Raw genomic sequence first — 25,472 nt, forward strand, 5'->3', positions numbered from 1 at the left:
ACAGGTCGCGCGGCGCGCGGCATCTGCGCCGGTTGGCAAAAACGGGATTTCCTTGCGGCAACGCGCAGCCGTACACGCGCGGCGAGAACGGCTCGCAGCGCGGCCGAAGGGAAATAGAGGGAAGCGAACGCACTCGCGGAAAACGGGCGCGTTCGCGCAGCATCAAGCGCGGCGCAGCGCCGCGAGCAAGGCTTCGGCAACCGGCTCCGACGAAGCCGGGTTCTGGCCCGTGATGAGCAGGCCGTCGGTTGCGACGTGCGCTTGCCAGTCGGCGGCCTTGGAGTACTGGCCGCCGGCCGCCTTCAGCATGTCTTCGACGAGGAACGGCACGACGTCCGTCAACTGCACGGCCGCTTCTTCGTCGTTCGAAAAACCGGTGACCGATTTGCCGGCCACGAGCGGCTTGCCGTCCGCCCCCTTCACGTGACGCAGCACACCCGGCGCGTGGCAGACGGCAGCCACCGGCTTGCCCGCGGCGATCGTCTTTTCGATCAGGGCGATCGAAACCGGATCTTCGGCCAGGTCCCAGAGCGGGCCGTGGCCGCCTGGGTAGAACACGGCGTCGAACGCGCTCGCGTCGATATCGGCAAGACGTTGCGTATTGGCAAGCGCCGTTTGCGCCGCCGTGTCGGATGCGAAACGCCGCGTCGCATCGGTCTGCGCGGCGGGATCGCTGCTCTTCGGATCGAGCGGCGGCTGGCCGCCCTTGGGCGAAGCGAGCGTGAGATCGGCGCCAGCGTCGCGCAGCGCGTAGTACGGCGCGGCGAATTCCTCGAGCCAGAAGCCCGTCTTCTTGCCCGTGTTGCCGAGGTCCTCGTGCGAGGTCAAAACAATCAGTACCTTCATCGGCGTTCCTTTTTGGGTTGGGTTCGGGCGCTCGCACGCCCTTCGGAAACCGGTCTCTTCATGCACTATTAGACCGGTCGTCTAGTTCTTCCGCACAATGCGCAGCAATCGCGCGCAGTTCACGCGCCGCCGCTACTTCGCGTTCGATTGATTGCCCGCAGGCAGGTTCAGCAGAATTCGCGTGGTCGCCATGGCCGCGTCGAGCGGCTTGCGGTCGCGGTGGATCTTTTCGAGCAGCGTCGCCCCGAGCCACAGTTCGTAGAGCGTCACCGCCATGGTCGCGGCGTCGTTCACGCCCGCGAGCGAGCCATCCGCGCGCCCTGCCTCGAGACACGCGGCAATGCGCGAGATCGTCGCGTCGGTACCGAGACGCAGCGCCTCGCGCATGGGCTCGGAAAGGTCGCTCACCTCCGCGCCCAGCTTCACTGCGAGACACTTGCCTACGGGATCGTCGGCGCACTGGATCAGGCGCCAGTCGTCCCAGTAGCGCATCAGCTTCTCGGCAGCGGTGCCCGGCGCACGCAGCAGCATGTCGTCGAGACGCTCCGCATAGTCGGCGAAATACGACGTGAGCAAGGCTTCGCCGAACGCTTCCTTCGAGCCGAAATAGTGATAGAACGACCCTTTGGGCACACCCGCGGCCGCGAGGATCTCATTGAGACCGACCGCGGAAAAGCCCTTGCCCAGCAGAATGGGCATGGCGGTATCGAGGATGTGTTGCCGCACTTCAACGGCTGCCGCTGCATTCATGAGGTGGGATGTTACCGAGCGATTAGACCAGTCGTCTAGTAATCTCCCATGACGAGTAATGGCATTGCAGCGCAACCGGTCACATCGACCGCCGCTCTATGAGCGCGTGGCCGTGAAATGCATAGGGCCGCAAAAAAGAAAACGCCGCCGGCCCGAAGGCCTGGCGGCGTTTCCCTTTGCGCTTCACCCGAAGCGGGCGAAGCGCAGGTCCAGCAACGATGCGCGCTTAGCGCGACATCATGTTCATGCTGACGTTGTGCATGACCCACAGCGTGCCGACGACCACGATCAGGACCGTCAACACCGTGAAGCCGAATGCCGTCACGTTCCAGCGCTGACCCGACGACGTGTTCATGTGCAGGAAGAACACGAGGTGAACCACGATCTGCACCGCAGCCAGCACGGCGAGGCCGAGCAGCGCGGTTTCGCGCGGGAAGCCGCCGTGCAGCACGAGCCAGAACGAAGCGGCCGTGAGCACCACCGCCAGGACGAAACCTGCCAGGTAGCTGCCTACGCTGCCATGGCTTTCTTCTTCATGGATGGAATGAGCACTCATTTAGATCACGCTCGCAAGATAAACAAAGGAGAACACGCAGATCCAGACGATGTCCAGAAAGTGCCAGAAGAGGCTCAGGCACGTCAGGCGGCGCAGTTCGCGCTCGCCCAGCGTCGGGGCCTTCACGGCCTGAACCATCAGGACGATCATCCAGATCATGCCCATCGTCACGTGGATACCGTGGGTGGCAACCAGCGTGAAGAACGACGAGAGGAACGCGCTGCGCTGCGGGCCGTTGCCCTCGGCGATCATGTGCGCGAATTCATGCAGTTCGAAGTACAGGAACGTTGCGCCCAGCAGGAAGGTGATCGCCAGCCAGCCCAGCACTTGACCCTTGCGCTGCTTGTGCGCGCCGATCATCGCGAAACCGTACGTGATGGACGACAGCAGCAGCACGGCCGTTTCCATGGCCACGCCCGGAATGTCGAACAGGTCCTTGCCCGTCGGGCCGCCTGCGAACTGGTTCTGCATCACGGCGAACACTGCGAACAGCGAGCCGAACAGAATACAGTCCGTCATCAGGTACAGCCAGAAGCCGAACACCGAGTGTGACGGCGGGTGATCGTGGTGATCGTGCTCCGCGAGTGCGGCCGCACTTGTTTTCGTCAACATCAGTTGGCCTCCATTGCTGCTTCAACCTTGCCACGGCGTTGCTTGTCTTCGAACGCCTTGACCAGTGCGCGGCTACGCGCTTCTTCGTCTGCCCGGACCTTGGCGGCCGGGATGTAATAGCCTTCGTTCTTCTGGAAGCTGTAGGCGATGGCCGTGCCGAGAATGCCGACGAAGCCAACGATCATGAGCCACCAGATGTGCCAGATGCCAGCAAAGCCGAGCACCAGGCTGAAGAAACCGATGAACACACCCGCGCTCGTGTTCGAGGGCATGTGGATGTCGGTGTACTTCGTGTTCGCGACGTCCACGGTTTCGCGGCCGGTTTCCTTCAGGTGCGCAAACTCGTCGAGCTCGCTCACGTGCGGAATGATCGCGAAGTTGTACGACGGCGGCGGCGACGAGATCGACCACTCCAGCGTACGGCCACCCCACGGATCGCCCGTCAGGTCGCGGTTTTCCGGCAGGTTGCGGTCGCGGATCGACACGTACAGCTGCAGCAGCTGGTGTGCGATGCCGATTGCCACGAGCACGGCGCCAACCCACGCGATGATCATCCACGGATGCCATGCCGGATTGTCGTAGTGGTTCAGACGGCGCGTTGCGCCCATGAAGCCCAGCACGTACAGCGGCGTGAACGCCACGTAGAAGCCCGAGAGCCAGAACCAGAACGCGCGCTTGCCGAGCTTTTCGTTGAGCTTGAAGCCGAACGCCTTCGGGAACCAGTAGTTGAAGCCGGCGAGGTAGCCGAACAGCACGCCGCCGATGATCACGTTGTGGAAGTGAGCGATCAGGAACAGCGAGTTGTGCAGCACGAAGTCCGCGCCCGGAATCGCCATCATCACGCCGGTCATGCCGCCGATGGTGAAGGTGACCATGAAGCCGATCGTCCAGAGCACCGACGAGTTGAACTCGAGGCGGCCGCGGTAGATCGTGAACAGCCAGTTGAAGATCTTCACGCCCGTCGGGATCGAGATGATCATCGTCATGATGCCGAAGAACGCGTTGACGTTCGCGCCCGAACCCATCGTGAAGAAGTGGTGCAGCCACACGAGGAACGAGAGCACCATGATCGCGCAGGTCGCGTAGACCATGGCCTTGTAGCCGAACAGCGGCTTCTTCGCGTAGGTCGCGACGACTTCCGAGAAAATACCGAACGCCGGCAGGATCAGGATGTACACCTCGGGGTGACCCCAGGCCCAGATCAGGTTCAGGTACAGCATGGCGTTGCCGCCGCCGTCATTCGTGAAGAAGTGCGTGCCGACGTAGCGGTCGAGGCCGAGCAGCGCGAGCGTCACGGTCAGGATCGGGAACGCGGCCATGATCAGCACGTTCGTGCACAGCGCCGTCCACGTGAACACCGGCATCTTCATCATCGTCATGCCGGGAGCGCGCATCTTGATGATGGTGACGAAGAAGTTCACGCCGGTCAGCAGCGTGCCGACACCGGAGATCTGCAGCGCCCACAGGTAGTAATCGACCCCTACCCCTGGACTGTACGCAAGCTCCGAAAGCGGCGGATACGCGAGCCAGCCGGTCTGCGCGAACTCACCCACGACGAGCGAGATCATCAGCAGGATGGCGCCGACTGCGGTCATCCAGAACGACAGCGAGTTCAGGAACGGGAACGCGACATCGCGTGCGCCGATCTGCAGCGGCACGATGATGTTCATCAGGCCGACCATGAAGGCCATGGCCATGAAGAAGATCATGATCACGCCGTGCGCCGTGAAGATCTGGTCGTAGTGGTGCGGCGGCAGGTAGCCCGGCGCGTTGTACGCGAGCGCGAGCTGGGTACGCATCATGATGGCGTCGGCGAAGCCGCGCAGCAGCATGATGAGGGCGAGCACGATGTACATCACGCCCAGACGCTTGTGGTCGACGCTCGTCAGCCACTCCGTCCACAGATATTTCCACTTACCGAAGTAAGTGATGGCACCGAGCACGAGTGCCCCGATGACTGCCATGCCGATCATCGTGCCGACGATAATCGGCTCGTGATACGGAATGGCATCCAGTGTAAGTTTTCCGAACATGCCTGGTTTACCCCTTGGTCACGCACGACGGGTCACTGAAATTCGTGACGTGGCCGTTGTTGTACTTCGCGATGATGTTGTTGAAGAGCTTCGGGTCGACCGTCGAGAAGTACTCGACAGGAGCCTTTTCGCTGGGCTGCGCGACCGTTGCGTATTGATCCATGGAAAGCTGCGTCTGCGACGCCTTCACCTTCTGGACCCATGCGTCGAAGTCTTGCTGGCTGGTGGCGAGCGTGCGGAACTTCATGTCCGAGAAGCCCTTGCCGCTGAAGTTCGCCGAGAGGCCGGCGTAGTCGCCAGCGTGATCGGCGATCAGGTGCAGACGGGTCTGCATGCCAGCCATCGCATAAACCTGGGTGCCAAGCTGCGGGATGAAGAACGAGTTCATCACCGAATCCGACGTGATGCTGAAGTTCACCGGCGTGCCAACAGGCACGGCCAGCTGGTTCACCGTCGCGATACCGAGATCCGGGTAGATGAACAGCCACTTCCAGTCGAGCGCCACAACTTCGACGTTGATCGGCTTGACGTTCGATTCGAGCGGCTTGTAGGGGTCGAGCTCGTGCGTGGTTTTCCACGTGAGCACGCCGAGGAAGAGAATGATCAGCGTCGGAATGGTCCAGACGACGATTTCGATCGCCGTCGAGTGCGTCCACTTCGGCGCGTAGGTGGCGCTACGGTTCGACGCGCGGTAGCGGTACGCAAACCACAGCGTCAGGACGATCACGGGGATCACCACGATCAGCATGGCCCATGTGGAGGTAGCGATCAGCTGCTTCTCCGCCATGCCCACACTTCCCTTGGGGTCAAGGAGCTCCATGTTGCATCCGGAAAGACACATGGCCAATCCGGCGCTGATGGGCAGCAGTAACCTTTGAAAGGTCGTTCTTTTCATCACGTTTGCCTGAAATTCATTCATTGAATAGTTCCGGACACATCCCCTGACATCCGACAAGGAAGCGCGCCCGCATCATACAGCCGCTTTGATATTTCGCAATCAATGAATGTGGAAAATGACCTTTGTCAAAAGAAGGTTGAGACACTTTGTCGCATGTGTTCGCGAGGTTTGTCGCGCCTCGGAAACACACGCACGTCGCGCCCTGCTCTGCCCTTGACAGCGGCCCGCCGCGGCTACTTTTCGAATCTCAAAATTCGAAAACTCCTGGACGCACAAACGCGCCGCACTGCCCGCAGGCGGTGCGGCGCGTTGGTTGCGCCGTCAATCTTCAGCGATCACGTCGGCGAGTGCGAAGCACGAACGTCCGTGCCCGCGCGCACTGCGTCAGCAGGCGCTGCCTCGTCGACAGGTTGCTTGCTGCGACCGGCCTGGGTGACGAGGTTCGCCGCCGAGAGCTCGATCGCGTCGGTCATCGGCTTCGGGTAGAGGCCGATCGCGAGCACGAACGCGGCGAGCGAGGCGAAGATCAGCGTTTCGCGGCGGCCGATGTCGGCCAGCTTCGCAACGCCCTTGTTCGCCACAGCGCCGAAGATCACGCGCTTGTACATCCACAGGGTGTACGTAGCGCTCAGAATGACGGTCGTCGCGGCGATCGCGCCGACCCAGAAGTTCACGCGGATCGCGCCCATGATGACCATGAACTCGCCCACGAAGCCCGACGTGCCCGGCAGGCCGAGGTTGGCCATGCAGAACAGCATCATGAAGGTGGCGTAGCGCGGCATGACATTGACGACGCCGCCGTAAGCCGAGATCGTGCGCGTCCGGGTGCGGTCGAACAGCACGCCGATCGAGAGCAGCATCGCGCCCGAGACGAAACCGTAGGAGATCATCTGCACGATCGCGCCTTCGGTGCCGATCTGGTTGAAGAGGAACAGGCCCAGCGTGACGAGGCCCATGTGCGCGACCGTCGAATACGCGAGCAGTTTGGTCATGTCGGTCTGCGCGAGCGCGAGCAGGCTCGAGTAGACCACGGCCACGAGCGAGAGCGTGATGATCGCCGGCGCGAAGAAGTGCGCGGCGTCAGGCGTGATCGGCAGCGTGAAGCGCAGGAAGCCGTAGCCGCCGAGCTTGAGCATGGCCAGCATCACGGTCGCGCCGGTCGGCGCTTCGAGGTGGACGTCGGGCAGCCAGGTGTGGAACGGCCACATCGGGACCTTCACCGCGAAGGCCGCGAAGAAGCCGATGAACACCAGGATCTGCGGGATGAAGCCGAGCGTGAGGCCGTGCCACACCGACATGTCGAAGGTGTGCGACTGGCTGTAGAGGTACAGCATCGACACCAGCATCAGCAGCGAGCCTGCGAGCGAGAAGAAGAAGAACTTGACCGCGGCATAGGTGCGGCGGGCATTGCCCCACGTGCCGATCAGCAGGTACAGCGGGATCAGCGTGGCTTCGAAGAACACGAAGAACAACATGCCGTCGGTCGCGGCGAAGGTGCCGACCATCAGGCCCGAGAGAATCAGGAACGCGCCGAAGTACTGGGCGACGCGCACCGTGATCGATTCCCACGAGGCGATCACGATCACGAGCGTCGTGAACGCCGTGAGCACCACGAGCCACATCGAAATACCGTCGATCCCGAGTCGCCACGCCACGCCGAACTCAGGCAGCCATTCGCGGAATTCGACGAACTGCATGCCGGCCGCGTGGTTGTCGAAGCCGGAAATGAGCGGGAGGGTCAGCAGCAGACCGACGACGGCGCCAACGAGCGACAGCCAACGGGCACGCTGCGGATGACGATCCGACCCGAGGCGCAGCACGGCCACGCCGAACAGGATGGGAATCCAGATCGCCAGACTCAGGAATGGAACGGATTGCATTTCAACAGGACCTTAAAAATGCGGAGCAAATAGCTTCCACGGCGCACATTCAGGCGCGCAAGCAACTTGAAAGATTGACGCGAGGTGAAAATCGAACCAGGCTGGCTGTAATGTATTTGTCAGCGACGAGGCGAAATGCAACACACGTTCAAGGGTTAACGAGGGTAAACGGAATACGGAAGTTTTGCAGCGCAACAACACGGGACGGATCGATGATTGACGCAAGTCATTGTTTTTATTAAAAAACGTACTAAGAGAAAAAACAACAAACGGGCTGTTATCGCCCATTTTTGATCGCGAAATCAACGCGTTCGACCGCCGGGGCGCCGTGACGCGCGGCAGGTTGTCACGCTGCGCGGCCCGAATAATACCTTACTTGTTTCTTTCTGTTCAATGACTTATGCATTGGCGTATGGCCCCCGGCAGCCGTCAGGATGCGTGCCAGGGCCGCCCTGCGCGCCCTGGCGCGGTGCAAAAAAAAGCCCCGGCCTTCATGGGACCGGGGCCAACTCTCATGTTGCGCCAGAACACTGGAACACGCATGGACGGCACTTTAGCGACTTGTGCCCTCTTAATTAAGGGCGTGGGCTGGAACAGTCCCTTCCCGGTTGCGCGAAGTCATCGTCCTCCCAGCAGGTTTCTGGCCTTCATATACAAATGAGAATCATTTGCATTTATAAAAAATTTGTCCCAGAATAGAGCCCATGCCGGACGACCCGGCGCCACCCGAATGTTTTGTGCGGGACCGGAGGCTCCATGAACTACACCGCCCCTTTCGCGAGAAATGACACGCTGATCGACGACACCTTCGTCCATCACCCCGACACTGCCGAGCAGACCGTCCTGCGCGCGGTGCGCACCTGGTTGCGCCCGCATTGCGACGCCTACGCCAAGGCCGAAAGCTGGCGCGGCGTGCTCGCCGACGCGGGGCTCGGCGCGGAAGGCTTCGGCTATTTCGATCTGCTGATGGGCACCCTGTGCCGCGCCGCGCGCCGCCCGCTCGACATGCGCTGCCGCTGCGCTTCCGAACTCGCGAAGGACGAAGGCTCGCTGCTGCAGGTGATCGCGCTTTTGCAGTCCACGCGCAGCGAGGCCGCCGTGCAACTCCTCAACGACTGGCTGCCGACGCCGAGCGTAAGCGGCATGCTCAAGACCACGCGCTGGTTCGCCATCGCGCTGCTCGATGCGGGATTGCGGTTGAGCGACCGCTCGCGCCGCGTCACCTACATGCACTGACTGGCCCGCACGGCCGACGCTGCCCTCGATTCGCTGGGAGCCTTCGGGCCATGAAGCCGATGCGGAAGACTTCGACGCCGCAACGACCACTCAGGCGCTCGCAGGGCGGTACGTTTGCAGCACCGCCCCTTTTGTCTGGCTGAGCAGAAATTGCCGGACCCTAGTCCCGCTTGCTCAATCGTTCGCGCAGATAACGCCGCACGGCGCGCGCCATCTTCGGATACTGCTCGCCGGGCACGGCGAACAACACGAGCGCGCACAGCGCGAGCAGGCTGCAAAAGAGAAACGTGCCGCGATAACCGAACGCCTGCACGAGCAGGCCGGAAAGCACGCCCGAAAGAATCGAGCCGAGCCGCGACGCGTTAAAAAAAAGCGCCGTCGCCCGCCCCGGCGACGAGGGCATCAGATCCTGCACGAAGGTCATGCCAAGGCACGACGTGACGGCAACGACGAAGGCGTTGAGGATCTGCATCGGGATCAGCGCGTGCACGCCGGGCGCCAGCGCCATCGCGACGAAGTAAACGGCATGCACCACGGCGCACGCGGCCAGCCACCATGGCTTGTTCAGCACCGAGGCGCGCGCGCCGAGCGCGAGCATCATCGGTATCTCCATGAGCGCGCCGAGGCCGAGCATGATCGACACGTCGATGCTCGTGCCCTGCAGGCCATGCACGATGTAGAGCGGCAGCACGATCATCGTCGCATTGGCCGCGAGGCCGATGAGTGTGAGCGCAACGATCGCGCGCATGATGTCTTTCTGCGAGCCCTCCGCGGCAGGCGCAGGGGGGCGCACGGCCCTGGCCTGTGCCTTTGCCGATCCCGCCGCGGCCGCAAGCGTTGCAGGGCCGCGTGGCGCACCCGGCTGCACTTCGGCCTGCGTAAGCGGCTGGCCCTCGTACGCCGCAGCGCTTTCGGCGCTCATCTCCTGCGCCACTTCGTCCGAAGTGGGACGCGCCATCAAATGCTGCGTGGCGTGTTCGTCGCGGCGCGGCTCGCGCATGCGCCAGACGATCGTGCCGCACGCCGCGAAGCTCGCCGCCGCAAACAGGAAGAGCCCATAAAAGTTCGTGGCCGCAAGCACGAGCGCGCCAACCGCGGGCCCGAACACCCACGCGGCGGAGAGAATCGTGCGCAGCGTCGCGCTCGCGAAGGTCCGCTCGGCGTCGTCGCTCGCGGGCAACGCCGCGCGGCTGAACGAGAACACGAGCGAGAGCGCGCAACCGCCCGCGCCGATGAACGCAATGCCCACGAGCAGCAGAAGCCGGTAATCGCGCACGACGCACAGGCAGAGATAGCCGAGCGTGGCCGCACACAGCGAGACGAGCAGCAGGGTTCGGTGCTTGCCGGTGGCGTCGCTCCAGCGGCCTGCTGCCGTGCTCGCGATCACGCCGCTCGTGGCGATGGCGGTCATGAACACGCCGAGCCGGAACGGCGTCATGCCGGCGCGCTCGACGCCGAATAGCGAGAGGTAAGGCGCGGTGAAGGACATCGCCACGCCCAGCATCAGGGTCGCGCCGGCGAGTGGCAGGAAACCAGGAATACGCAGAAGACCGGCAAAACGCGAGTTTTTGAGCACGGTGCGGCGGGGGTGGCGAGGAGAAAGTTGCCCGTGCACGCGCGGTCACGCGACGGCCATATCGACGCCGATTATCGGGCCGAACTCCCACACCGTGCAAGGTTGATTCGGCAACGATCAACATCTGGGTGCGCTATCCACAACTTTCGTGGACAGCCTTGTGCGTAACCCTGGGACGACTATGCCAAGTGCTTGAAGCGATTCGGATTGTGCGCAGCGTTGCCGATTGTGGCAGCAGCGGCGTCTCACGGAAAAACGCGCCGGGGCTTTTCCACAGTTTTCGTTGACAGCCCTGTGGGTAACTTCTGGACATCCGCACCAAGTCGCTGATTGGAAACGGGAAGCGCGCTAACGACATGGAAAATGCATGTTTTTTGCGCAGCAAAGTTGTCCACAGTTTTTGGTGACAAACCTGTTGATAACCGCCTGGAGAGCGCGCCAACTCATTGATCGGATGGAAAGTTCGTCGCTTGTGTCGCGCTTGCATCAATTTGCGTTTCCGATGGGCAACCGGGGGAGGCGCGCAAACGTTTCGTGACGGCCGCCACCCTCTTCCCATCGATACGCGCAGCACTCAGGCCAGATCGAGCGCCGCCGTGAGATCGCCCGGCGGCGTCTGCTCTCGCGAGCGGAACGTCTGGTCGCGCGCGGCCACGCCGTCGAGCGGCGCGAGCCCGTGCACGCGGCTGATGCAGCGCAGGATCGACACCGTGTCGTAGAACGTGTGATCGACATGGCCCTTCTTCGCGAACGGCGCGATCACGAGCGCCGGGACGCGCGAGCCCGGTCCCCAGCGGTCGCCCACGGGCGGCGCGACCGGATCCCACCAGCCGCCGTTCTCGTCGTGCGTCACCACGATCAGCGTGTTCGCCCATTGCGGGCCGCGCTGGATGTGCTCGATCACGGTCGCGATGTGACGGTCGCCCGATTCGACGTCCGCATAGCCGGCGTGCATGTTCAGGTTGCCCTGCGGCTTGTAGAACGTCACGGCAGGCAAGCGCCCCGCGTCGATGTCCGCGAGCAGGCGGTTGGTCGACGGATCGTCGCCCATGCCCGCATCGCGCAGGTGCCGTGATCGCGCGGCCGTCCCCGGCGCGAAGTTGGCAAAGTAGTTGAACGGCTGGTGGTGATACTGGAAGTCGGGCACCGCGCCCGTGTCCTGATGGTCCAGCGCATATTGCCAGGCCCCGCTGTACCAGGCCCAGTCGACGCCCTTCGCCGAGAGCCGGTCGCCGATCGTCGCGTAGGTCTGCGGGCGCAGCACGCGCGGATTGGACGGATCGGCGAGCGCGGGGTTGCCGTCTTCCGACGCTCGCACGTTGCTCGGCTGATACGGCGGCGCCATCGTATTGACGGCGTAGCCATCGGGCGTGAAGAGACCGTCGTTCACGAACTTCGGCGGCCCGTCGAGCGCCGAGGCCGGCGAATTCGGCGCGACCTTCAGGCGCGTGCCGGTGGGGTCAATGCCCTCCACGACCGAGGCGAGATGCCTGGCTGCGCTCGTCTGGATATCGGCGTATTGCGGCACCTGCGCCGAGATCAGGAAGATGTGGTTGAGCCACGAGCCGCCAAACGCGGCCATGAAGAAGTTATCGCAGAGCGTGTACTGCTGCGCGATATTCCAGAGCTTTAACGTCTGCGCGGAATTTTCGTAGTAGCCCATGACGAGGCCGCCCGAATCGCCCCACGCCGCGAACTGGTCGTTGCGCCCCGCGTTGATCTGCATCTGGTTCTGATAGAAACGATGGATCAGATCGCGCGTGATGATGCCGTTCGGCAACGGATTGCCATGCGCATCCGCGATCAGAAACGGGCGGTTCGAGAGACCCGTGATCTGATGCTCCGCAATCATGTAGCGCTTGCCATCCACTTCCTGCGCCTGGGGCACGAGGCCGCCCCAGATCTTCGGCAACTGCGGCAACGGCGTCTTGCCGTCGCGATCGAGCTGCGCGTAGCGCTCGGCGCTCACGCTCGCAAGCGGCGTTTGCACGCCGGGAAAGTTGCCGTACAGATTGACGAAGCTGCGGTTCTCCGCATAGATCACCACGATCTGGCGAACCTGGTCGCGCAGTGCGGCATCGACACGCGCGTCGGCGGCGCTGCGCGGCGCGCTCGCCGCGCTCTGCGCCGGCGTCTCGCAGCCGCCGAGCGCGAGGCCCACGCCGACCGCCGCCAGACCGCCGAGCACACGGCGGCGCGCGGGGTCGTCCGGGCCCGCGGGAATGGAAGGTTCTTCGGGGCGCCCGTTCTTCGGGTCGTCGTTCTGCTTCATCAGCCTGCCTCCGGTGCCATGGCCCGTCAGGGCGAGTCGAGGGGACGCGCATTACGCGCGGCGTACCGCGAATATCAGGCAGCAGGATACCGGTTCCGCAGTTGGCGAGGCAAAGAGGACGCGCGCAAGCGCTGAACTGAAGCGGCCCTTTTAACCGTCGCGCGGCATGCGCGGAACGGTCGATGCGATATGCGGCTGGGCTTGCGCGAGCGTTTGTGCGGGCCGCGGTTCGCCGGCGTGGCCCTCATGCCCGGCGCGCGGTGCGCTGGGCAACGTCGTGCGCTCGCGGCGCGGCACGTCGCCTTCGTCGGTCCAGAGCGGATCGGGAATCTCGCCGAACACCTGGCGCAGCCGCTCGCCCCACGTCGAATGAATCATCTCGAAATACGCATTCGACTGGTCGAGCGACGCGTATCGCGTGACTCGCAGCGCGTCGCGCTCGTACACGAGCAGGTCGAGCGGCAGGCCGACCGAGAGGTTCGAGCGCAGCGTCGAGTCCATGGAGATGAGCGCGCACTTCGCGGCCTCGTCGAGCGGCGTATGCGGCGTCAGCACGCGGTCGATGATCGGCTTGCCGTACTTCGACTCGCCGATCTGGAAATACGGATTGACGCTCGACGTCTCGATGAAATTGCCTGCCGCGTAAATCTGGAAGAGCCGCATGGGATGGCCGCCGATCTGGCCGCCGAGGATGAAACTGCAGTTGAACTCGACGTTGAAGGTCTTGAGCGCGTGCGCGTCGCGCCGGTGCACTTCGCGCACGGCTTCGCCCACCACGCGCGCGGCCTCGACCATGGTCGGCGCGTTCCAGAGCGTGGCGCGCCCCGCCTCCTGCGGCTCGGTCAAGACCTGTAGCGTAGCCTGCGTGATAGCCAGGTTGCCCGCGACGAGCAGCACGAGCACGCGCTCGCCGGGCTCCTCGAACACGGCCATCTTGCGCGACGTGCTGATGTGATCGACGCCCGCATTCGTGCGCGTGTCCGCAAGAAACACGAGCCCCTCATCCACTGCCATTGCCACACAGTACGTCATGCGCCTCCTTGCCCGTCCCTGTCTTTCCCGCTGGACTTGTTATAGCGGGAAAACTATTGTTGCGACTGCTGCGCGCTCACGTGCACGCTGACATCGAGCGTTTCTCCGGCCCCGCCCACGCGACGGCCGCGAACCGGCGCCGCTGCGTCGTAGTCGCGTCCCACCGCGATCCGGCAATATTTTTCGCTTGCGAAACACGCGTGCGTGACGTCCACGGTCACCCAGCCGTTGTCGAGCCACACGTCGACCCATGCGTGGCTCGCCATCTCGGGCACGTCGCCGGGGTCGATGTAGCCGCTCACATAACGCGCCGGCACGCCGCGCGCGCGGCACACCGCCAGCATCACATGCGCATGATCCTGACACACGCCACGGCCTAGCGCCAGCGCGTCCGCCGCGGTGTGTGTCACGTCCGTGACACCGGCTTCGTAGCGCACGCGCTCGGTGATGCGCGAAGCCGCGTGAAGGATGGCCGCTGTGTCGTCCAGCGGGGGCAGGCCGAACGCGAATTCCGTGAGTGCCTCGTCGGCTTCGGTGAGGCGCGTGGGCGAAGTGAAATGGTACATCGGCACCGTGCCCTCGCCTTCGGACAAGCGGCCATCCGGCAGCGCCACGGTCTCGACTTCTCCGCGCACGCGCAGGCGGATTTCACGGTGGGGGCGCGTGAGCACCAGCGTCATCAGCGCGTTGCCATAGGCGTCGCGGCCCGCGTCGACCTTACCCGGCGCCTCGACCTGCCACTGCTTGACGATCTGCGTGGGCGTGGTGAGCGGCGAGAGCCGCAATTGCTGGATCGAATAATGCACGGGCACTTCGTAGCGGTACACGGTGTCGTGCCGGATCGCGAGTTGCATGAGGTGAATCCTCCATCGGGACATTCTGGGTATCGATGAGCGCGCAGTCGCGCTAACCGACCGGCAGCATCAGATAGGTGCGCGCAACCTGGTTGCCCAGCTCGTACACGCGCGCGAGAAACTGCGTAAGAAACGTATGCACGCCCATCGAAAAGATCTGCCGCAGGTCCGCATAAAGCAGCTCGGCGCGCAGCTTGCCCGCCGTGCGCTCGACTTCGCGCGAGCTATCGGTGCGCAGCATCGCGAGATTCGTGCAGACGCCGTCGAGCGACGCCAGCAGCGAGCGCGGCATTTGCTGGTTGAGGATCAGCAGCTCGACCACGCGCGCGGGCGTCACCACGTCGCGGTAAACCTTGCGATAGATTTCGAGCGCGGAAACCGAGCCGAGAATCGAGGTCCAGTAATAGAAGTCCTCGAGCTGCCGTGCGGCCGAGCGCGAGTCGGCGTTTTCCACGTCGACGAAACGCACGTCGAGAATGCGCGCCGTATTGTCCGCGCGTTCGAGGAAGGTGCCGAGCTGCGTGAAGAAAAGCGCGTCGTCCTGCAACGCCGTGCCGAGGCGCACGCCGCGCGACAGATGCGAGCGGAACTTCACCCACTCGAACAGCGCATCGGGACGCGCCTCCAGATCGCTCCCGCGCAACAGCTCGACGAATTGCAGCCATGTGTCGTTAATGGTTTCCCACCATTCCGTGGTAAGCGTGCCGCGCACCGCGCGCGCATTCTCGCGGGTCGCCTGCAGACACGAGTAGATGCTCGACGGGTTGGTTGGGTCCGCAACGAGAAACTTGAGCACGTTGCTGCTGGTCGTTTCCTCGTGGCGTGCGTCGAAGGCTGGCTCCAGTTCGGAGATGCGCAGCATCGCGCGATGCGTGCGCGCCTCCGCGTCCGCGCTGCCCGGCAGCAGGAGCGCCTTCAGATTGATGTCCAGCATGCGCGCGGTATTCTCCGCACGCTCCATGTAGCGGGCCATCCAGAACAGATGATCGGCAGTGCGGCTCAGCATGGTCGAACCTCTTCGTGTGCGTGTGGTGTGGCCAGTGAAATCATTCGAGCACCCATGTGTCCTTGGTGCCGCCGCCCTGCGACGAGTTGACGACGAGGGAGCCTTCCTTCAGCGCCACGCGCGTGAGGCCGCCAGCCGCCATCTGGATCGTCTTGCCGGAGAGCACGAAGGGCCGCAAATCGATATGGCGCGGCGCGATGCCCGCTTCGACGAAGGTTGGGCAAGCCGAGAGCGACAGCGTGGGCTGCGCGATGTAGTGGCCCGGCCGCGCGAGCAGACGGGCGCGAAACGCCTCGATTTCCTCGCGCGTGGAAGCGGGGCCGACCAGCATGCCGTAGCCACCTGCTCCGTGCACCTCTTTCACAACGAGGTCAGGCAGATGTTCGAGTGTCCAGGCGAGATCGTCGGGCCGGCGGCATTGCCACGTCGGCACGTTCTTCAAGATCGGCTTTTCGCCGAGATAGAACTCGATCATGTCGGGTACATACGGATAGATCGACTTGTCGTCGGCCACGCCCGTGCCCATTGCATTCGCGAGTACGACGCGGCCGGCACGGTACGCCGTGAGCAGCCCCGGCACGCCAAGTGCGGAGTCGGGGCGGAACGCCAGGGGATCGAGGAAGTCGTCGTCCACGCGCCGGTAGATCACGTCCACGCGACGCGGCCCTTGCGTCGTGCGCATGAATACGTAGTTATCCTCGACGAAGAGATCCTTGCCCTCCACCAGCTCGACGCCCATTTGCTGCGCGAGGAACGTGTGCTCGAAATACGCAGAGTTGTACATCCCTGGCGTGAGCAGCACCACAGTCGGATCGTCCACGCCTTCGGGCGCCACCGAGCGCAGCGTATCGAGCAGCAGATCGGGATAATGCGCGACCGGCGCCACCTTGTGCTGAACGAACAACTCGGGAAAGAGCCGCATCATCATCTTGCGGTTCTCGAGCATGTACGAAACGCCGGAGGGCACGCGCAAATTGTCTTCGAGCACGTAGAACGCGCCGTCGCGCCCGTCGCGCACGATGTCGATGCCCGCGATATGCGCATACACGCCCAGCGGCAGGTCGATGCCTTGCATCTCCGGCCGGTACTGCGCATTGGTGTAGACCTGCTCGGCCGGAATCACGCCGGCGCGCACGATGTTGCGCTCGTGATAAACGTCGTGCAGGAACAGATTTAGCGCCTGCACGCGCTGACGCAGTCCGCGCTCGAGCAGCGCCCATTCGTCTGCGGGAATGATGCGTGGAATCAGGTCGAAGGGAATGAGCCGCTCGGTGCCGGAGAGATCGCCGTTCACCGCGAACGTGATGCCGACCCGCCTGAACAACAGGTCCGCCTCGGCGCGCTTGCGCGCCATCGTCTCGCCAGTCTGCCTCTCCAGCCACTGCTGGAAGCGTTCGTAGTGCGGGCGCACTGCGCCCTCGTCGCGCATTTCGTCATGGACTTGCATCGGTTCGTTCTCGCGCGTGAGTGCAACTGCGTCGGCGGCGCCGCGTTTCGTCTCATGATTGAGGCAAGATGCGTTGCGCGCTGCAGTACAGGCTAAAAAGCAAGGCGTATGCCATCGGCCTTGCGCCTTGTTTCATGCGCTCGATTGGTGCAACGCGGGCAGGATCGGCAGTGTCGAAACGGGGCATGCCAATGCGGCGCCGCATTTGCGCTTCAAGCTGGTGCAACGCGTTCGCGCGGCACGCTATATGCAGGATCAGCAGGCAACTGGAGGGCCCTGAGTTCCAATGACCGAAGCGACATGCGTGAACGAGCGTCCTACGAAAATGATCGCATGGCAAGCGCTTTGCGCTATCGTGCCCGCGCTCGCACTCGGCGCATGCACAAACATGGCTGGCCCCTTGCCGGCCGCGATCGAACCGCCGGCCGAGGCCGGCCCGACGCGTACGTCCATTGCCGTCGTGCAGCGCGACTGGCACACCGACATCTGCCTGCGTGTGCACGACGCCGATGCCTGGGTCGACGCACTTGCGCGCGGCTTCGACGACGCAACCGTTCTGTGTTTCGGCTTTGGAGAGCGGCAGTTCGTGGTGGAACGCCGTCACGACCCGCTGACGATGATCGGCGCGCTCATACCGAGCCAGGCCACTGTGCTGATGACCGTACTGCGCGCGGCCCCGGAGACGGCCTTCGGCTCGCAGAACGTCGTGGAGGTGCCGGTGGACGACGCCGGACTTGCCAGCGTTCAGCGCTATCTGCGCACTTCGCTGCAAACCGGCGTGGATGGCGCGCCGCAACGCCTCGCCGAAGGACCCTATGCGGGCAGCGCCTATTTCGCGGCATCAGGGACTTATGACGCCCTCCATACCTGCAACACGTGGACCGCGCGAGCGTTGCGCTCGGCGGGTCTGGTCGATGTACCGGACGTGCTGTTCGCGGGCAGCCTGATGCGGGAAGTGCGGCGCGCGCTGGAAACGAAAGCGCCGGACGGCGCGATGCCCAACGCTGCCGCAAGTCAGTGAGCCGATCAGCAAGGCGCAACACAAGCCGCACCCGGCGGGGGCGGGGGCGCCTCAGGGGCCGGCTGCAGCGGCACGACGACGGTCCGCGGCGGCGGCGGGTCTGGATCGCTGCTGCTGAACGACAGGCAGCCTGCAAGTGCGAGCGGCAATAGTAGTAAAGCGAGGACGCTGAATCGATGCATTTGACTCTCCCTGACCGGTTTGAAGGCCGGCACGTGGCGCGGCCCTAACATGGGAGCAAGTCGAATGCCGCGGAAATCAGATCATTGCGACGCCGCACTCTCGCGGTTGCGCGCCGCCGCAATGCCAGTGCGATTTTGCACGCCCCACTTGCGCCGCCCGAGCAGGAAATGCAGCCAGCCGAGCGCCGCGCCGCTGTGGCGCATCAACTGGAACGAGAACGGCTCGAAGATGGCGGCGAGGAACGCCATGCCGAAACTCGAATGCGCGCGGTCGCCGCTCCAGTGCCGGTAAAGATGGACGGAGTACAAATGAAACGCGAGGTCGATCGCGATCTTGCCGACGATCACGCCCAACACCGGCAGCACGATCGTGAAGCGGCCGTCGAACAAGAAGCCGATCAACAGCGCGAACGCCGTCAGTCCATAAATGGGCTGCACGGTGTCGAACGCCTTCACGGGCAGCATCATGAGGCCGAGCTTGCCGTACTTGCGGTTGCCGGTCATGTCGCGATACCAGTACTGCGTTTGCAGGAAGCCCGCGAACCAGCGGCGGCGCTGACGCAGGAACGTCGTGAGCGTGCCGGGCGCGTCGGTGCGCGCGCGGGCGGTTCCGAGCACGCGCACGTCCCAGCCGAGGCCCTTGCGCGCCGAATAACGGCGCAGGCGGTGAATCAGTTCGTAGTCCTCGACGAGGCAATCCGCATCGAAACCGCCCACGGCCATCACGGCATCGCGGCGAAAGCCCGCAAACGCGCCCGAAATCAGCAACAGGCTGTCGGCGCGCATCCACGCGAAACGCGAGATGAAATTGCGGATGTACTCGTAGGTCTGGAACCACTGGAAAAAGCGGCCGCTCCACGTATGGTCGCAGACCGGCGTAAGCAGGCCCGCCGCCGCGACCAGTGCCGGCTCGCGGCCAAACGCGCTCGCCATCGCGGCGCAGGCGTCGGGTTCGAGGAGCGTATCGGCGTCCACGGTCATGACCGTTTCCGTTGCGATCGCAAGCAATGCCGCATTCAGCGCACGCGCCTTGCCGCCGTGTGCAAGCTTCAGCCAGCGCAGATCCGGATACTGCCGTGAAGGCGCGCTTAGCTGCCCTTCGCCGGGGTCGGCCAGGCCATAGCGCTGCGCGAGCAAGGCAGCCGTGCCGTCGGTCGAGCCGTCGTCGGCGATCACGATCTGCTGCGGCGCGCGGGTTTGCGCGAACAGCGCATCGAGCGTGATCGGCAGCACGGCCGCTTCGTTGTGCGCGGCAACGATCACGCCGAGCGTCGGCAGCTTCGCCGCGCCAGCGGCCGCGGGCGGCGCTGCAGGCACAAGCAGCACGCGCGCCTTCCAGGCGACGAACAGCAGCAACACCGTGTCGTAGACGACATAGGCAATGCCCGTGGACCACGCGACCACGCCTTGCAGGAAGAACGCGCGCGCGAACAGCACGAACCAGAGCGCCATGACGCCAAGATGGATTGCAATGCTCGCGAACGGCGTGGGAGGCGGCACGAGGCGCGGCGACGTGCGGGCGAGCGCCTCTTCAAGCGTGTTTTTCAAGTCGTACCCTTCTCGTGTTGCTCACGGCATCATCCGGCGCAGCACCGAATGACGGTCGATCCATTGATGCTTGAGCGCGCCCGCAATATGCAGCGCAAGCACGCCATAAAGCGCATAGCTGCACGCCGTGTGCAGCGCGCCGAACTGGTTGTGCAACTGGTCCTTCGTGGCCGGATCGAGGTTCATGATGAAGCCGATGCGCGGCCATTGCACGAGGCCGAAGAGATACATGGGATGCGAGGCGGCGGCGACCCATGCGGAGTCGTGCAGCCAGCCGGAAAGCGGCATCGCGAAGATCAGCACGTAGAGCGCGACGTGCGCCGCGTGCGCCGACGCGCGCTCCCAGCCCGGAAATTCTGCCGGCAGCGCCGGCGGGCGATGCGTGAGACGCCACAGCACGCGCAGGATCGCCAGCCCAAGCACGGTAATGCCGATCGACTTGTGCGTATCGATCACGAAGCGGATTGCGGTGTCCGAAAGCGCGCCGTCGGGCAGCAGCGCGGCGCTCAGGCCCAGTGCGACATTCGTGAGAATCAGTAGCGCGATCAACCAGTGCAATAGCACGGCAACGCGTGTGTACTTCTGCGCGCCGGCGTCGGCGCCGGCAAACGGGGATTCGGCGGAGAGGGGAGTTTTCACGTGGGCCTGGCCGTTGCGGATCAGTAGGGATAACGCACGGCGCGGCAAATTTATTCCCGCCGCGCGTGATCCACCGGCGGGACTGCGCGATGCTGCCCACACGGCGACTCGCGCATTATGCCCCCTCGTCCCTGACGCTGCAGAATCCGCCAGATGGCCGTTCTGCCAGTTTGGCGGCGGGCGGCCGTCATGCGCCTGTGCTGCAACGGCCGTGTGCAAAAGAAAACCGGAACGGGTCGTGCAACCCGTTCCGGTTTTCTCGCTCTCTCTCGCGGCTTCGGCGGCTTACTTGCCGCTGCCCGCCTGCTTTTCGATCTGTGCGCCCACTTCGGGGTCGATCTGCTTCCAGTAGTCGAACACGCGCTCGCGCACAGGGCTGCCCACGCCGCTCAGGCTCGCCACCACCTGCTGGATCAGCGCCTCGCGCTGCTTGTCGTTGTAGACATTGCGCACGAGATCGTGCGCCTGGCCGAAATCGTCGTCTTCCGCATGCAGCGAGTAGGCGCTGCGCACCAGCTCGCCGTCGGCTTCCCAGCCGTCGTCCGCCGCGCCCGTCGTATCGGCCCACGGACGGCCGAAGCTGTTCGGCACGTAAGTCGGTGCGTTGCCGCTATGCTCGTAGGCCATGTTGCCGTCGAACAGGTAGGTCTGCACCGGCACCTTCGGACGATTCACCGGCAGCTGGTTGAAGTTCGTGCCGATACGCGCGCGCTGCGCGTCGTTGTATGCGAACGCGCGGCCCAGCAGCATCTTGTCCGGCGAGAGGCCGATGCCCGGCACCGTGTTGCCCGGCGAGAACGCGGCCTGCTCGATTTGCGCAAAGAAGTTCTCCGGGTTGCGGTTGAGCGTCATCGTGCCGACCTTGATGAGCGGATAGTCCTTGTGCGACCACGTCTTCGTGAGATCGAACGGATTGAAGCGGTAGTGCTTCGCCTGCGCATAGGGCATCACCTGCACGGAGAGCGTCCACGACGGATATTCGCCGCGCCTGATCGCATCGAACAGATCGCGGCGGTGAAAGTCGGCGTCCTCGCCCGCCATGGCCGCGGCTTCGGCGTTGGTGAAGAACTGCATGCCCTGGTTCGTGTGAAAGTGGTACTTGACCCAGAACTTCTCGCCCTGCGCGTTCACCCACATATAGGTGTGCGAGCCGTAGCCGTTCATGTGGCGCCAGGTTCTCGGCAGGCCGCGCTCGCCCATCAGGTACGAAACCTGGTGCGCCGATTCGGGATTATTGGTCCAGAAGTCCCATTGCATCTGGGCGTCGCGCAGGCCCGAATCGGGCAGACGCTTCTGGCTGCGGATGAAGTGCGGGAACTTCATCGGATCGCGCACGAAGAAAACCGGCGTGTTGTTGCCGACGAGGTCGTAATTGCCCTCGGTCGTGTAGAACTTCAGCGAAAAGCCGCGCACGTCGCGCCACGTGTCGGGGCTGCCCATCTCGCCCGCGACGGTCGAAAAGCGCGCCAGCATTTCCGTGGCCGCGCCCTTCTGGAACAAGGCGGCCTTCGTGTAGCGCGACACATCCTCGGTGGTCCTGAATTCGCCGAACGCTCCGGCGCCCTTTGCATGCGGCTGGCGCTCGGGGACCTTCTCGCGGTTGAAATGCGCCATCTGCTCGAGGAAATGCACGTCGTGCAGCACGATCGGGCCGTCGGGGCCGATCGTGAGCGAGTTGCGGTCGCTGACGGCCGGCGCGCCGGTGCTCGTCGTGGAATGACCGGGAGACTTGTCGTTCGATGCACCCATTACGGCTCTCCTGTTGGATTTGCGCATGGCGGCTGCGCGCACCGCGCCCGTTCGACTGCTGCAGCGCGTTCGAGCCGCAGTCGGAGCCGCCACCGCTGGATTGGGGGACCAACCCGGGCTGCGCGGATGCCAACCTGCGGCACCGGCGCTCGCCCGAGGGAACAGCCATTTTGCGCGCAGACGCGCAGCGCTGCACTCAAGGGGTTCACACGCTGCGCAGTCCAACGGGACGTCTGTCGCCGTGTTGGAAATTCCCACCCAAAATCAGGCGTTTACATAATTGTTGCGACGCACAAAAAATTTCTTGACACGATTTATGGATCGGTTACCATGAAGTCGATTGCTGCATCGCACAAAACCTTCCCTGCGCGAACCGGTGATCGACCCGAAAGTTGATTTTCGCAACCGAAACCGACGCGTAGCGTCCCCTAAAAGGAAAGAGACATGAACCTGCCGACCCCCGAACAGTTCGCCGCCAACCAGAAAGCCGGTCTCGAGGCCCTCTTCGGCCTGACGAGCAAGGCATTCGAAGGCGCGATCAAGCTCGCCGAACTCAACATCGAAACGGCCCGCTCCGCGTTCGCCGAAGGTCAGGAACAAGCCCATCGCGTGCTTTCGGCCAAGGACCCGCAAGGCTTCTTCGCCGTGCAGGCCGGCTTCGCCCAGCCCGCCGCTGAGAAGGCGCTGGCCTATGGCCGCAGCGTCTACGGCATCGTTTCGGCCACGCAAGCCGAATTCGCCACCGCCGCCCAGTCGCAGTACGAAACGCAGCAGCGCGCGCTCGAATCGTTCGTGGACAGCGCCGCGAAGAACGCCCCGGCCGGCTCGGAAGCGGCTGTCGCCGCGATCAAGTCGGCGCTGAACACCGCCAGCAACGCGTACGCGTCGGTGAACAAGGCTGCGAAGCAGGCAGTGGAATTCGCGGAAAGCAACTTCGACGCCGCCGGCAAGGCCGCAACGAAGGCCGTCGCGCAAGCGTCGGCACGCGCCGCCAAGCAGGCTGCCTAAAGCGTTACGCTTCTCGTTGCGCTGGCGGGGGCAACAACTGCCGCCAGCCGGACCGAAGACGGGCGTGGATCTCGTGCAATGCGAGCTCCACGCCCGTTTGCGTTTTCGCTACAGCGCGACGCAGCGCTGACCGTCAAGGCGCGCAGCCTGCCGTATCGAACATCGCCGCCAATGCGCAACTCGACGTGAGCATGCGCGCGCCATCGTGCCCCACGCCGGGGACGACATGAAATGTCTGATTCAGGCCGCCCGGGTGACGGGTTTGCAGGTAGCGGTAGAAGCCTTGCGCGCGGGCCACGCGTTGCGCGCCCTGCGCCCGTGCAGCACAACTGTTGTCGAGCGATGCCGACGCGGGATCGTCGTCGTTGCCGCCCGCGAGGTAGACGATGCGCCGCTTCACGTAGTCCGCTTCGAGTTGCGCGGGCGTGCTCCCGGCGATGGACGCCGGCCGGTTCTCCATGCCGTATTTCCAGCGGTCGAAATCCGCGCAGCGCGAGGCGTCGAATGCCGCTGGCGCGCCGTTCGCGTCGGGCCGCTGCGCGTCGAAATACGCGTACGACGACGGGCTCGCCACCACGAAACGCACGTCGATGCCCTCGGCGGCAAGCGCATCCGCATGCGAGACGATCGCGTAGCGCTGCAGCACCTGGGCGCCGCCCGAATGCCCCACGAACACGATCGTTTTCAGATTGGGAAACAGACGCCGGTCGGCGAGATGTCGCGCAATGTCGTCGAGCACGGCGTATGAACTCACCGGCACGCCACTTGCGGCGTCCGCGCCGGCCATCCACGCGTTGCCGCGCCAGCTCAGAAGATCGCCCGGTGCGTGGTGCGCGCTCACGTCGGCGGTGGCGAGAAACTGTGGGGCGACGAGCAGCGTGGCCGCCGGATCGACGCCCGCCAGCTCGCGCGCATGCTGCGCGGTGCGAAAGTAGGTATCGGCGTTACGCAGCCGCCCATGCACGATGATCACCGCGCGTTGGACGGCGGGCTGCGGCGCGTTCCAGTCCGCGCTCACATAAAGCGGAAATTGCGCCTGGCCTTGCTCGACGGGCATGCGCGCGTCGGCGATCACGCTGACGGGCCGCACGGCACGCGCCGGTGCGATTGCCGGCGCAACGATCAGCGCGCTCGCAGCGATCGCAACTGCCAGCCGGAGCGGAACGTTTGAACCCATGAAGGCGCGCGCCGGGAAGATATGCTCAGGAACCGAACATCCGGTTCACCGCGCGCTCGAGATGCGCGCGCATGGCGGTCGATGCGCGTTCGGGGTCGCGCGCCTGGATCGCTTCGAGCACTTCGAGGTGTTCCTGCTGCACGAGACGCTGCCGCTCGATCGACTTCACGAGCGAGAGATTGCGCGACAGGTTCATGCTGAACACCATCTGCTCCTGAATGCCCGAGAGCGCCGCGATGAAGAACTGGTTCTTCGAGGCGCGCGCCACGGCCATATGGAACGCGAAGTCGTCTTTCGCGCCGATGCCCGAGGTCTCGACGATGGTCTGCAGGTTGTCCCACTCGTGCCGGATCGCGGCGATGTCTTCGTCTTCGGCCTTTTGCGCAGCGAGCGAGGCCGCCCCGGCTTCGACCACCACGCGGTATTCGTAGCAGCGGCGAATGTCCGACAGTGTTTCGAGCGGTGCGAAGCGGCGCACATCCGGATCGGGGCGCCGCATGACCGTCGTGCCCGATCCGTGGCGCGTGGCGATGATGCCGTCCGCCCGCAGCTGGGCAAGCGCCTCGCGCACCGTGGGGCGCGAGGTCGCGAAGCGCTCCGCGAGCATGTGCTCGGTCGGCAGGCGCTCCCCTTCCTTGTATTCGCCCTCGATGATGCGATTGAGGATGTCGCTGTAAATCCGCGCCGGCATATTCGGCGCTTTCTGCTCAGACATGATCGGGCGGTGCACGTTGGGTTGTCAGGAGTATCGTCAATTGTAAGTCATATCGCGGCCCGAAAGCGTCCACCCGCCGCCCGCCAGCCCCCATTCTGCGGGGGTTTCCGCGCTTCCCGCCCCGCTTTACCAATTTGCGGCCAATTTACGGGCCGCTTGCGCTTTTGCTTGGGCGCCCTGCCGCAAAGGCGCTTACTCGGATGCGCCGTTCCGCTTGCTGCGACTCTCCTGGCTCCAGCCAGCGCAGGCCGAAGCCGGCTGCATCGCCGACGATGATGTCGCCCGGCAACACGGCCACGCCGCCGCAGCCGATCGGCACGTTCAGGTCGACCGTGTGGTGCTTGCAGAGATTGAGCGGCGCCGAGGCGCCCGCGCGGAACACCGGAATGCCGGGCGCCGCGATGGTCGCGCTGTCGCGCACCGGCCCGTCATGCC

The 25,472-nt window shown here is 64.2% G+C and carries 21 protein-coding genes and 1 pseudogene; 3 read left to right on the top strand and 19 right to left on the bottom strand.

What is annotated here, in order from left to right:
* Window positions 1–162 precede the first annotated feature (162 nt).
* From C7411_RS13660 to C7411_RS13690, 7 genes are all read right to left on the bottom strand, one after another.
* Window positions 163–846, bottom strand: a complete 684-nt coding sequence (locus tag C7411_RS13660; protein ID WP_110384809.1) for a type 1 glutamine amidotransferase domain-containing protein — start codon at window positions 844–846, stop codon at window positions 163–165.
* A 132-nt stretch (window positions 847–978) separates the two neighbouring features.
* Entirely contained in the window at window positions 979–1,596 is a 618-nt protein-coding gene (locus C7411_RS13665) for a TetR/AcrR family transcriptional regulator (protein WP_110384810.1), read from the bottom strand.
* Between the two features lie 226 nt (window positions 1,597–1,822).
* Window positions 1,823–2,152 (bottom strand): cytochrome o ubiquinol oxidase subunit IV, encoded by a 330-nt coding sequence (gene cyoD, locus C7411_RS13670; protein ID WP_042263567.1) that lies wholly within the window; start codon window positions 2,150–2,152, stop codon window positions 1,823–1,825.
* On the bottom strand, window positions 2,153–2,764 hold the full coding sequence (gene cyoC / locus C7411_RS13675; protein ID WP_110384811.1) for a cytochrome o ubiquinol oxidase subunit III: 612 nt from the start codon (window positions 2,762–2,764) through the stop codon (window positions 2,153–2,155). It abuts the gene before it with no gap.
* Complete coding sequence (gene cyoB / locus C7411_RS13680; protein WP_110384812.1) at window positions 2,764–4,797, bottom strand: cytochrome o ubiquinol oxidase subunit I; 2,034 nt, start codon at window positions 4,795–4,797, stop codon at window positions 2,764–2,766. Before cyoB ends, cyoC begins: the two co-directional genes overlap by 1 nt.
* 7 nt (window positions 4,798–4,804) lie before the next feature.
* Window positions 4,805–5,692 carry a ubiquinol oxidase subunit II gene (cyoA, locus tag C7411_RS13685; RefSeq protein WP_110384866.1) on the bottom strand — a complete coding sequence of 296 codons (888 nt, stop codon included), beginning with the start codon at window positions 5,690–5,692 and terminating at the stop codon, window positions 4,805–4,807.
* A gap of 338 nt (window positions 5,693–6,030) precedes the next feature.
* A complete protein-coding gene (locus C7411_RS13690; protein ID WP_110384813.1) occupies window positions 6,031–7,575 on the bottom strand; it encodes an NADH-quinone oxidoreductase subunit M in 1,545 nt (514 codons plus the stop codon).
* Window positions 7,576–8,331: 756 nt separating this feature from the next.
* Between C7411_RS13690 and C7411_RS13695 the strand changes: the two genes are divergently transcribed.
* Window positions 8,332–8,811, top strand: coding sequence for a hypothetical protein (locus C7411_RS13695; RefSeq protein WP_110384814.1), 480 nt, complete (start codon window positions 8,332–8,334; stop codon window positions 8,809–8,811).
* A gap of 160 nt (window positions 8,812–8,971) precedes the next feature.
* On the opposite strand, the gene C7411_RS13700 is transcribed toward C7411_RS13695, so the two are convergent.
* The 6 genes from C7411_RS13700 to C7411_RS13725 form a co-directional block, all read right to left on the bottom strand.
* Complete coding sequence (locus C7411_RS13700; protein ID WP_110384815.1) at window positions 8,972–10,387, bottom strand: sugar efflux transporter; 1,416 nt, start codon at window positions 10,385–10,387, stop codon at window positions 8,972–8,974.
* Between the two features lie 574 nt (window positions 10,388–10,961).
* Window positions 10,962–12,659, bottom strand: coding sequence for an acid phosphatase (locus tag C7411_RS13705; RefSeq protein ID WP_110384816.1), 1,698 nt, complete (start codon window positions 12,657–12,659; stop codon window positions 10,962–10,964).
* Window positions 12,660–12,809: 150 nt separating this feature from the next.
* Entirely contained in the window at window positions 12,810–13,691 is an 882-nt protein-coding gene (locus C7411_RS13710) for a proteasome-type protease (protein ID WP_110384817.1), read from the bottom strand.
* A 53-nt stretch (window positions 13,692–13,744) separates the two neighbouring features.
* Window positions 13,745–14,545, bottom strand: coding sequence for a transglutaminase family protein (locus tag C7411_RS13715; protein ID WP_110384818.1), 801 nt, complete (start codon window positions 14,543–14,545; stop codon window positions 13,745–13,747).
* 52 nt (window positions 14,546–14,597) lie between these two features.
* On the bottom strand, window positions 14,598–15,551 hold the full coding sequence (locus C7411_RS13720; RefSeq protein WP_042263550.1) for an alpha-E domain-containing protein: 954 nt from the start codon (window positions 15,549–15,551) through the stop codon (window positions 14,598–14,600).
* A gap of 40 nt (window positions 15,552–15,591) precedes the next feature.
* Complete coding sequence (locus tag C7411_RS13725; protein WP_110384819.1) at window positions 15,592–16,998, bottom strand: circularly permuted type 2 ATP-grasp protein; 1,407 nt, start codon at window positions 16,996–16,998, stop codon at window positions 15,592–15,594.
* Between the two features lie 325 nt (window positions 16,999–17,323).
* Here C7411_RS13725 and C7411_RS13730 point away from each other — a divergent pair, with 325 nt between their 5' ends.
* Window positions 17,324–18,019, top strand: coding sequence for a DUF2459 domain-containing protein (locus C7411_RS13730; RefSeq protein WP_165822802.1), 696 nt, complete (start codon window positions 17,324–17,326; stop codon window positions 18,017–18,019).
* A gap of 263 nt (window positions 18,020–18,282) precedes the next feature.
* On the opposite strand, the gene C7411_RS13735 is transcribed toward C7411_RS13730, so the two are convergent.
* From C7411_RS13735 to C7411_RS13745, 3 genes are all read right to left on the bottom strand, one after another.
* Window positions 18,283–19,749, bottom strand: a complete 1,467-nt coding sequence (locus C7411_RS13735; protein WP_110384821.1) for a glycosyltransferase family 2 protein — start codon at window positions 19,747–19,749, stop codon at window positions 18,283–18,285.
* Window positions 19,750–19,770: 21 nt separating this feature from the next.
* Entirely contained in the window at window positions 19,771–20,388 is a 618-nt protein-coding gene (locus C7411_RS13740; protein ID WP_110384867.1) for a cytochrome b, read from the bottom strand.
* 285 nt (window positions 20,389–20,673) lie between these two features.
* Window positions 20,674–22,137: a catalase gene (locus C7411_RS13745; protein ID WP_110384822.1), complete on the bottom strand. Its 1,464-nt coding sequence runs from the start codon at window positions 22,135–22,137 to the stop codon at window positions 20,674–20,676.
* Between the two features lie 444 nt (window positions 22,138–22,581).
* On the opposite strand from C7411_RS13745, the gene phaP reads away from it, so the two are divergent.
* Complete coding sequence (gene phaP, locus C7411_RS13750; RefSeq protein WP_110384823.1) at window positions 22,582–23,145, top strand: TIGR01841 family phasin; 564 nt, start codon at window positions 22,582–22,584, stop codon at window positions 23,143–23,145.
* Between the two features lie 133 nt (window positions 23,146–23,278).
* Here the strand turns inward: phaP and C7411_RS13755 are convergent, their stop codons facing one another.
* From C7411_RS13755 to C7411_RS38115, 3 genes and pseudogenes are all read right to left on the bottom strand, one after another.
* Window positions 23,279–24,322, bottom strand: coding sequence for an alpha/beta hydrolase (locus tag C7411_RS13755; RefSeq protein WP_110384824.1), 1,044 nt, complete (start codon window positions 24,320–24,322; stop codon window positions 23,279–23,281).
* A 25-nt stretch (window positions 24,323–24,347) separates the two neighbouring features.
* Window positions 24,348–25,037, bottom strand: a complete 690-nt coding sequence (locus C7411_RS13760; protein WP_110384825.1) for a FadR/GntR family transcriptional regulator — start codon at window positions 25,035–25,037, stop codon at window positions 24,348–24,350.
* A gap of 253 nt (window positions 25,038–25,290) precedes the next feature.
* Window positions 25,291–25,467, bottom strand: a pseudogene (locus C7411_RS38115) (RraA family protein); the annotation flags it as partial.
* Between the last annotated feature and the right edge of the window lie 5 nt (window positions 25,468–25,472).

This window comes from Paraburkholderia silvatlantica, from assembly GCF_003096715.1.
Lineage (GTDB): Bacteria > Pseudomonadota > Gammaproteobacteria > Burkholderiales > Burkholderiaceae > Paraburkholderia > Paraburkholderia silvatlantica.